This window comes from Flavobacterium sp. (assembly GCF_044368625.1).
GTDB lineage: Bacteria > Bacteroidota > Bacteroidia > Flavobacteriales > Flavobacteriaceae > Flavobacterium.
In genome coordinates this window covers 1-8012 of the sequence record NZ_JBIPPD010000156.1, presented here as the reverse complement: position 1 = coordinate 8012, position 8012 = coordinate 1, and the positions used below count along the sequence as shown (strand labels likewise).

Below are 8012 nucleotides of genomic sequence, written 5' to 3'. Positions count from 1 at the left end.
CTTCGAATGAAATCTCCTTTTGGCTTTGCGTTTTTGTCATAATAATTCTTTTTTAAGAAGGTAAGGCAAATTTAATCAAAAGTATTGATTTATCATAATGTTTGGGATTGATTGAGAAAAATTCAAATAAAAGTTCAAAAAAGGAGCTTCAAAAATACATTCTGCAAAAATTGTAACATTTAACTGCATAATTGTGTTCTACCATTCTTAAATAGAAAAAGCCGTTTCAATTGACTTGAAGCGGCTTTTGTAGAGTAAAAATATTGTATTTAGAATTTCATTCCCACGCCAAATCCCAATAACCATGGATCCAAAGTTACCTCTGCCGGAATCGATAAACCAGCAGCAAGATTTGAAGCATCAACAGTTACATCAGTACTAAGAAACAATCGTTTGGCATCGACGTTGATAAAAAAAGTATCATTTAGCATCAAATCGAACCCAAATTGAGCAGCGAAGCCTAAGGCATTTTCATATTCAATTCCTTTTACAACAGTACCTGGTTTTGCGTTGTAAAAAATAGTATAATTGACACCGGCTCCTACATACGGTTTGAAGATATTTTTTTGATCGGGTAAAAAATGGTATTGCAAAGTTAGCGTAGGAGGTAACAGGTACACACTTCCCAAGTCAACTGAAGCATTTGTTGAACCGCCAACAGCAGAAATATCAGAATGCATCGTTTGCACCTCGTGCTTGGTTGTTCCTAAAATTAATTCGGCTGCAATGTTTTTAGTAAAGAAATAAGTAAAATCCAATTCAGGAATAAAGGTTTCGGTTACTTTAACATCACCACCAATGATACCAATTTTGGCACTCTCGGTTGGAACAACTCCTACGCCTCGAACTCTAACTTGCCATCTCTTGAATTCATCTGATTTTGATTCATCTTGTGCGGTTGAAACATTTACGCCGAATAATGACAGAGCCATTACGGCAAAAAGAACTTTTTTCATGATTATTGTGTTTTGAATTATGAGTCAAATTTACAGTTGAATTTGCAACTCAAAACTGATAAAAATCATTGTTCTTGAAGTTTTATGTGCGGAATAAATAGTCCGTACTGATTGAATTTCTTTTAAAAAAATAAAAAAAAAGGCTCATTAAAGTTTATAAATTTCGAGCCGTTTTTTCTTTTTTAAGCATACTGAAACTGATTAGTAAAGGAGAGAATACGGCTGGTAAAACAATAATTGGTACAAAAATAGCTACTGATAATTGACCGAAATTTCTGTTGAAAAACAGGTACAATAAAACAAGTATGATGATAGCATATAAGAGGCTAAATCCCAATAAAACACCTTGTACTAATTTTAACTTAGTCAAAAGTGCTTGATCGTCTAGTTTGGAAAAACTGTTCTTTTTCATTTGTATTTGTTTTAATTCAAATTTACAATTTAAATATTTGACACACGAGTAAAGAGCATGATAATCCTACCACTTTTTTACTTTAAAATTTGTAAGGCTATATTTTACTGCAAAAGATTTTACTAATGAATTGAAATCGATAATTCTGAAACAAAAAAAAGCCACTATCTACTTAAAGAAAGCGGCTTTTTCCGAACTACTAATTAACCTTATTTTGTAGGCATTACTACTGCATCAATTGCATGAATAATTCCGTTTGAAGCTGCTACGTCTGGCATCACTACTGTCGATGTTGCTCCAGTTGCGTCAGTTAAAATTACTTTATCGTCTTTCAAACTCAAATCAATTTTAGCGCCTTGAACTGTGGTTACCGTGTATTTGTTATTATTGGTTTTGATTGCATCAATAACTGTTGCTGCATCAAATTTTCCAGAAACTACGTGGTAGGTCAAGATAGATTTCAATTTTTCAATATTTTCTGCTTTCAACAATGTCTCTACCGTACCTGCTGGTAGTTTTGCGAACGCGTCATTTGTTGGAGCGAATACTGTAAAAGGTCCTTCACCACTGAGTGTTTCTCCAAGTCCTGCCGCTGTAACAGCCGCAACAAGTGTGCTAAAATTTTCATTTCCTGAAGCCACTTCTACAATGTTTGGTGTTGTAACAGCTACTTCCGGTTCTACAGTTGTAATGGTGTCTGTAGTGGTTTCGGTGGTTTCTGTAGTTTCTTTTTTACAAGAAGTTGCCACTAATCCAAAAAGCACTACGGCTGCAAATGTTTTAACTAATTTCATAAGTGTATTTTTTTTAATTGTTAGAGCACAAAGATACAAATTATTTATATTGTTTAATATAATTAACAAAACATTAAACAAATTTTGGCTTTTTAAAAAGGAACGATGGAGTAACAAATACAAACCAAAAATCAGTTACAACTATTTATTGATTTATTGCTGGAAAAGGAGGAATCTAAATTTGATTTTTTTTCATTATTTTTGACAAAATTGCTTTTCTCAATCTAATGCATATTCATGAAAAAAACATTCATAGCAGTATTCTTCTTTTTACAATCATTTTTATTCTTTGGGCAAACCATTTTAACTACTAACATAACTGCCAATCATCAAGAAATAAGAGGTTCTAAAATACACATGATACTCCCGGAAGGCTTTTCAATCGCTAATAGCTTTATGGGATTTCAACAAGTAGAAACCAATTCAAGCATTATGGCTTTAGATGTTCCGGGGCCATTTTCTAAAGTTACAGGAGGGTTAACCGAGGAAAACTTGCTTAAACAAGGCGTTCGTGTTGAAAATATTGAAAGTATTATTTTGAACGGTCTATCCGGTTTGTTAATTAAGGGAGAACAAACAGCTTATGGCATTGATTTTATTAAATATTCCTTGGCTTTTGGCACCGAAAGTGAGTCTATACTCATCAACGGAATTGTTCCAAAAGGCAATATGGAGCTGGAACAATTGGTAAAAAAGGCGCTTTTATCCGCTGTTTATGACCCCACAAAAATACTAACACCCTTGGATACAGTTGATTTTGAAATAAATACAACAGGCACCGATTTTATTTTTGCCAAAAGTATGTCCAATATGTTGATTTACAACCGAGACGGGAAAGTACCATCGGAATCTTTGGATAAATCGTCGTTAGTACTTGCCAAAGCTTTTTCAAAAGTGGCAATTATTGATAAAAAAGAATATGCCATCAATCGCATTAAAACATTACCCGTTCAAATAACCAAAATAATTGAAACACTTCCGATAGAAATCAATGGTTTACAGGGTTTTGAAATTACTGCAGAAGGGGTTAATCGGAAAACAGGAATTAAAGAACAAGCTTATCAAGTAATGTTGTTTACCGATGATAGTTATTACATTCTATACGGTTCGTCCACGGATAATTTTGAATCTAATTTATTGATTTTTAAAAAGTTAATAAAATCATTTCAACTCAAATAAATTGGTTTCAAGAAACTGTACTACAAAGTGAAATTTTACTAATAAAAAACATATAAAATGCAATACCAGCCTGTTTTTATCGAATTCTATGAACATGTAAAGCAAAGTATCGAACAAGGTACATTTGCCAAACTTACTTTAGCAAAAACAATGGGAGATACCGATCTTCGAAACATTTACGTTCATCTGAATATTTTAGAATCAGGTGGGTATAATATGGTTTTTACATCTAAGTACAAGACAGAGGAAATTGAGAGCTTTCATACCGTTGATGAAGCGTTTATGATTTTAAGTTCCTTTATTAAGAGTCCGTTTCTCACCGCATTACTTTTTACTACCGAAAAAGACATCACTTTTAAAGTAAATAAAAAAAATGTAGGAAGTATCGTAGAACAAGCCCCAACGTTTAAAAATGCTTCTAACGTGATGCTGGAAATGATTGAAAAAGGAATTGTTTGATAAAAATTTTTTGTGGTTTTAATTTTTTTTAAACTACCAAATAATTAAATTTGAGTTCAAAATCAACTATTTGCTTCCTAAATGTTTGTAAAAAATATAAAATGAAAACACTTCAAGTACTCGTCGCGCTTGTACTTTTGACCTCTTGTTCGTCATCAAACGATAGTACTCTAACAGTTAACCCGTCTTTGCTATATGCAAAATGGAACAAGTTTTATTATTGCGACAATCAAAATAATCTGGTACTCAACGAAGACGGAACTTATATCGACTTACACTCGGGAAATACGTGCGACAGCAATGCTAACAATACTTATCAAACAACAGGGACTTATACCGTTAAAGGTAACAAGATAAAATTCAATACTTTAACTAGTGAAATTGTAATTGTAGGAGAAAATCCGCCGCCAACAACCCAAGATTTTTTACTACAAACTGATTTGTATGTATTGAAACTTACAGAAACCCAATTGGAAATTGGATCTAAAAGAAGTGGAACCGATTTTTATGATGTGGTAACTTATACAAAAGCATCAGAATAAGAACGGTACACATTTCGATCGTATCTGCCGGAAAATGGATACAATTTTACACAAAAAAACCTTACAATCATCAGATTATAAGGTTTTAAGTGAACGCAGAAGGATTCGAACCTTCGACCGCCTGCTTAGAAGGCAGGTGCTCTATCCAGCTGAGCTATGCGTCCATTTACAACTAGTGTAAAAACTTAAGTGTCGGGGTGGCAGGATTCGAACCTGCGACCTCCTGCTCCCAAAGCAGGCGCGATAACCGGGCTACGCTACACCCCGAAAAGTAAAAGCGGAGAGTAAGGGATTCGAACCCTTGGTACAGTTTCCCATACGCTTGTTTAGCAAACAAGTCCTTTCGGCCGCTCAGGCAACTCTCCAATACTCAATGAGCATACATCTTTTAAGCGGTTGCAAATGTAAGTTAACATTATCTATTTCACAACTAAAAATATGATTTTTTACAAAATATTTTAACGCAAATTTCAAAATAACTAAGTATCAATGAAATACTATTTAACCAATAGTGCCATGTCAATATTCAAAGTTAAATTCTTTAAACGCTTTGCATCAAATGTTGTATATTTAGAACTTAATTCGAGCTTTTATGAAATTACTACATCTTTTCTTTTTTATATTTTCAGTACTAATTTTGAATATACATCCAGCTTTTGCACAACAAATCGATCGTCCAGTTTCCGATTCTACGTTCGTAAATTTAAAGGATTACAGTACGGATTTTGTGTATGACATGCGGTATGCTACTGAAAATAATTTTCTGAAAGCAAAAGTCTACGATTGTGCCGAATGCTATTTGCGTTTAAAAACAGTGAAGGCATTAATTGCTGCTAATGTAGAATTTCAAAAGTTGGGTTATACCATCAAAATCTTCGATTGCTATCGGCCGTTATCCATTCAAAAACGAATGTGGCAAATGGTACCCAATCCTTCGTATGTTGCCAATCCTGCCAAAGGTTCTATACATAATCGGGGAGGAGCGGTTGATATTGCTTTAATTGATTCCGACGGAACTGCCGTTGATTTTGGAACCGATTTCGATTTCTTTGGCGAAGAAGCCTCGCATTCGTTTAAAAAGCTGGACAGAGCAATCCGAAAAAACAGAAAATTACTTCGGAAAGTTATGGAAGTAAATGGCTTTAAAGCCTTGGAATCGGAATGGTGGCATTACGATTTTAAAGGTGCTTTGGGCGAAAAAGTTTCGAACTTTAATTGGGGATGCAATTAGTTGACCACGCAATTAATATTTTCTATAAAATAATTCTCAGGATTTGAGGTTTGATTTGTCAATTCAGAAAGAAGTTCTTTTTTTACCACAATATCTTCTGTTTCGGTGGCAAAACGTATTCGAATAATTGAAATAGGGGAGGTTTTTAAATCTTCAAAACTTCCTTTCAAAAACAAAAAATTAGCAGAAAGAATACGCGTACTTAATTTTTGGTCTTCCAAACGAATCAGATTGCCGCAACTTTCTTGATCACTGTTCACCAATGTTACAATTTTGCCATTTTGCAATTGCAAGTAAATCTTGGATTGGTTGTCCAAACATTGGGCTCCGATAAAACCGTCGCTTTTTACTATTTTTTGCATTTTTAAAAGTGGGGTTTCATCATTATTGATTAAGGAAAAGAAAATGTAAGTCGATTTTCCCCCAAATACTTTTTCATGCATCAATACGGCGACTGTTTCCTTGTAACTTCCGATACTATCGTTGATGTTGGTGGTAAATTCACAGTCTTTTTGTGCAAAAGTAAGTGTGGTGACAAATAAACTGATTACTAAAAAAACGATTTTCATAGGTGCTAAATTTTGGTGCAAAGTAATACAATTTTTTGATTATTAAGATCAGTTGTAAAAAAGCTATAACGTGTTCCGCCGTCTTTAATTTTCCATTTCTTGCGAATATTTTCAACGGTTTCAGTAAAATTTCGAGTAGTAATGTTCCACTTCTGGTTCTGAAAATGGTGTTTCAAATGTTCTTTTGTGTAGGTAATTTTTTCATCAACTTTGAATATCCTACCTGGAAATTCAATCAACTCATCGGAGGTGTACAAATGGGTATTGGGGTTCAATTTGGCCAATTTGAAACGGCTGCTGATCAAATCGAAACTACCTGTTTTCATCACGGAACTGTTGGGCTCATACAGGTATTTTTTGGGCAAACCAAAATGCAAATCTGGCGTTTCCTCTTCGAGAGTAGCCTCGAAATGGCTCTGCTTTTTTCCAAAATCTACAGCATGAATTGCAATTGTACCTTTGTAATTTTTTTCAAGAGAAAAAAGTAATTCTTTCACTTCGTTATCGACCGAAACAATATGGATTTTTTTGACAAATTTCAATTCACGAACAGCCGAAGTAATATCCAGTAAAGGAGCTACTTTTAACAAAATTTGATTTGATTTTGTAAAATAAAAATCCAAAAGTTCAGGTACATTGGGTATACAATCGGCAAGTAAGAAAACTTTTCCTTTTAAAGCATTACGTCGGGAAGGATCGATATAGATCCAATCCAAATGCTGATTTGAATTTTGTAAATAATCAAAGCTATCTCCAGAAACATGGGTAATGTTTTGAACGCCTAGTTTTTCGGCATTGTGTTTGGCAATCTTAAAAAGGTCATCGTTAATTTCGCAGTAAACAACATTTTTTAAGGTTTTAGCAAAATAATAATCGTCAACCCCGAAACCACCTGTGAGGTCAATTAAGCGTTCCCCTGAAACAATGGAAGCTTTAAATTCGGCCGTTTTTTCGGAGGATGTTTGCTCAATAGAAACTTTCTCAGGAAAAATAATTCCTTCTGTTGAAAACCATGTCGGCAATTTATCCTTCGACTTACTTTTCGCAACGATTTGATTCAGCAAAACTTTATAATCTATTGTTGGAAAGAGATTTTTCTTTAATGCCAATAAACGCACATCATCAAAAAGATGAGTGTTGATAAACTCTTGAACTTCTTTTTGTAAAATTGAGTTGTACAAATCAAATGTTTTTAGTCAAAATTCGAACTATTTTGTTGTCCGTAAAAAACTCTTTGCCCACAACTTTCAAAATTGTATAAAGCGGTACTGCGATAATCATTCCCATAATTCCAAATAAGAATCCTGCGATTAAAATAACCAAAAATATTTCTAACGGATGTGAATTGACGCTACTTGAAAAAATATAAGGTTGCGATAAGTTGTTGTCGATTACTTGCACCAACCAAAATCCTATCAATACATAAATAGTTGTAGGCAAAATTTCGCTTTGAAAGTCGGCATCCAGATTACTAATCATTGTTAATACGGCTGCTAAAACCGAAGCAATTAATGGTCCAACGTACGGAATAATATTGAGAACTGCACATAAAAAAGCAATCACAAAGGCATTTTCAACCCCAAAAATTAATAAAACAATGAGGTACAAGACAAACACGATAAACAGTTGGATCAGTAAGCCAATAAAGTAGCGCGACAAGAGGTGATTTATTTTGTCTAGTGAACTTAAAATTCGGTCTGCATGCTGTTCGGGAAGTGTAATGTTGATCATTCTTGAAAAAAGGACGCGGTCCTTCAAAAAGAAAAATGTGATGAATAAAACCGAGGCCAATCCCATACCGAAACTGCTAACGGTGGATAAAATGCCGTTTAAAAAATTAGGTATAAACCTGAAATCGAGCTTAGATGTG

General features: G+C 34.0%; 10 protein-coding genes and 3 tRNA genes. 4 read left to right on the top strand and 9 right to left on the bottom strand.

The annotated features are described in order from the left end of the window. Positions 1-269: 269 nt before the first annotated feature. From ACIQ2X_RS11525 to ACIQ2X_RS11515, 3 genes are all read right to left on the bottom strand, one after another. The gene (locus tag ACIQ2X_RS11525; RefSeq protein WP_396179066.1) at positions 270-956 is read right to left on the bottom strand and encodes an OmpW family protein; all 687 of its coding nucleotides are present in this window, start codon (positions 954-956) and stop codon (positions 270-272) included. 154 nt (positions 957-1110) lie between these two features. Further along, on the bottom strand, positions 1111-1368 hold the full coding sequence (locus ACIQ2X_RS11520) for a hypothetical protein (protein ID WP_396179065.1): 258 nt from the start codon (positions 1366-1368) through the stop codon (positions 1111-1113). A gap of 209 nt (positions 1369-1577) precedes the next feature. Further along, positions 1578-2162 carry a fasciclin domain-containing protein gene (locus tag ACIQ2X_RS11515; protein ID WP_396179064.1) on the bottom strand — a complete coding sequence of 195 codons (585 nt, stop codon included), beginning with the start codon at positions 2160-2162 and terminating at the stop codon, positions 1578-1580. A 237-nt stretch (positions 2163-2399) separates the two neighbouring features. Between ACIQ2X_RS11515 and ACIQ2X_RS11510 the strand changes: the two genes are divergently transcribed. From ACIQ2X_RS11510 to ACIQ2X_RS11500, 3 genes are all read left to right on the top strand, one after another. Further along, complete coding sequence (locus ACIQ2X_RS11510; protein WP_396179063.1) at positions 2400-3341, top strand: hypothetical protein; 942 nt, start codon at positions 2400-2402, stop codon at positions 3339-3341. Between the two features lie 57 nt (positions 3342-3398). Then, positions 3399-3800: a hypothetical protein gene (locus ACIQ2X_RS11505; protein WP_396179062.1), complete on the top strand. Its 402-nt coding sequence runs from the start codon at positions 3399-3401 to the stop codon at positions 3798-3800. A gap of 101 nt (positions 3801-3901) precedes the next feature. Continuing rightward, a complete protein-coding gene (locus ACIQ2X_RS11500; RefSeq protein WP_396179061.1) occupies positions 3902-4342 on the top strand; it encodes a hypothetical protein in 441 nt (146 codons plus the stop codon). Between the two features lie 90 nt (positions 4343-4432). Here the strand turns inward: ACIQ2X_RS11500 and ACIQ2X_RS11495 are convergent. The 3 genes from ACIQ2X_RS11495 to ACIQ2X_RS11485 form a co-directional block, all read right to left on the bottom strand. Beyond that, positions 4433-4506 (bottom strand) — tRNA-Arg (locus ACIQ2X_RS11495). A gap of 28 nt (positions 4507-4534) precedes the next feature. Continuing rightward, a tRNA-Pro gene (locus ACIQ2X_RS11490) sits at positions 4535-4609 on the bottom strand. 11 nt (positions 4610-4620) lie between these two features. Further along, positions 4621-4707 (bottom strand) — tRNA-Ser (locus ACIQ2X_RS11485). Between the two features lie 227 nt (positions 4708-4934). Between ACIQ2X_RS11485 and ACIQ2X_RS11480 the strand changes: the two genes are divergently transcribed. Continuing rightward, on the top strand, positions 4935-5573 hold the full coding sequence (locus tag ACIQ2X_RS11480) for a M15 family metallopeptidase (RefSeq protein ID WP_396179060.1): 639 nt from the start codon (positions 4935-4937) through the stop codon (positions 5571-5573). Here ACIQ2X_RS11480 and ACIQ2X_RS11475 read toward each other — a convergent pair. The 3 genes from ACIQ2X_RS11475 to ACIQ2X_RS11465 form a co-directional block, all read right to left on the bottom strand. Then, on the bottom strand, positions 5570-6142 hold the full coding sequence (locus tag ACIQ2X_RS11475; RefSeq protein ID WP_396179059.1) for a hypothetical protein: 573 nt from the start codon (positions 6140-6142) through the stop codon (positions 5570-5572). The genes ACIQ2X_RS11480 and ACIQ2X_RS11475 overlap by 4 nt on opposite strands. 5 nt (positions 6143-6147) lie before the next feature. Further along, positions 6148-7323 (bottom strand): class I SAM-dependent methyltransferase, encoded by a 1176-nt coding sequence (locus ACIQ2X_RS11470; protein WP_396179058.1) that lies wholly within the window; start codon positions 7321-7323, stop codon positions 6148-6150. A 1-nt stretch (position 7324) separates the two neighbouring features. Continuing rightward, positions 7325-8012, bottom strand: a 688-nt coding sequence (locus tag ACIQ2X_RS11465; protein ID WP_396179057.1) for an AI-2E family transporter, incomplete at its 5' end; no start/stop codon positions are given.

Coding starts and splice junctions, on each gene's coding strand:
- ACIQ2X_RS11515 (WP_396179064.1), bottom strand. CDS start 2,162: ATGAAATTAGTTAAAACATTTGCAGCCGTAGTGCTTTTTGGATTAGTG.
- ACIQ2X_RS11525 (WP_396179066.1), bottom strand. CDS start 956: ATGAAAAAAGTTCTTTTTGCCGTAATGGCTCTGTCATTATTCGGCGTA.
- ACIQ2X_RS11505 (WP_396179062.1), top strand. CDS start 3,399: ATGCAATACCAGCCTGTTTTTATCGAATTCTATGAACATGTAAAGCAA.
- ACIQ2X_RS11500 (WP_396179061.1), top strand. CDS start 3,902: ATGAAAACACTTCAAGTACTCGTCGCGCTTGTACTTTTGACCTCTTGT.
- ACIQ2X_RS11480 (WP_396179060.1), top strand. CDS start 4,935: ATGAAATTACTACATCTTTTCTTTTTTATATTTTCAGTACTAATTTTG.
- ACIQ2X_RS11510 (WP_396179063.1), top strand. CDS start 2,400: ATGAAAAAAACATTCATAGCAGTATTCTTCTTTTTACAATCATTTTTA.
- ACIQ2X_RS11475 (WP_396179059.1), bottom strand. CDS start 6,142: ATGAAAATCGTTTTTTTAGTAATCAGTTTATTTGTCACCACACTTACT.
- ACIQ2X_RS11520 (WP_396179065.1), bottom strand. CDS start 1,368: ATGAAAAAGAACAGTTTTTCCAAACTAGACGATCAAGCACTTTTGACT.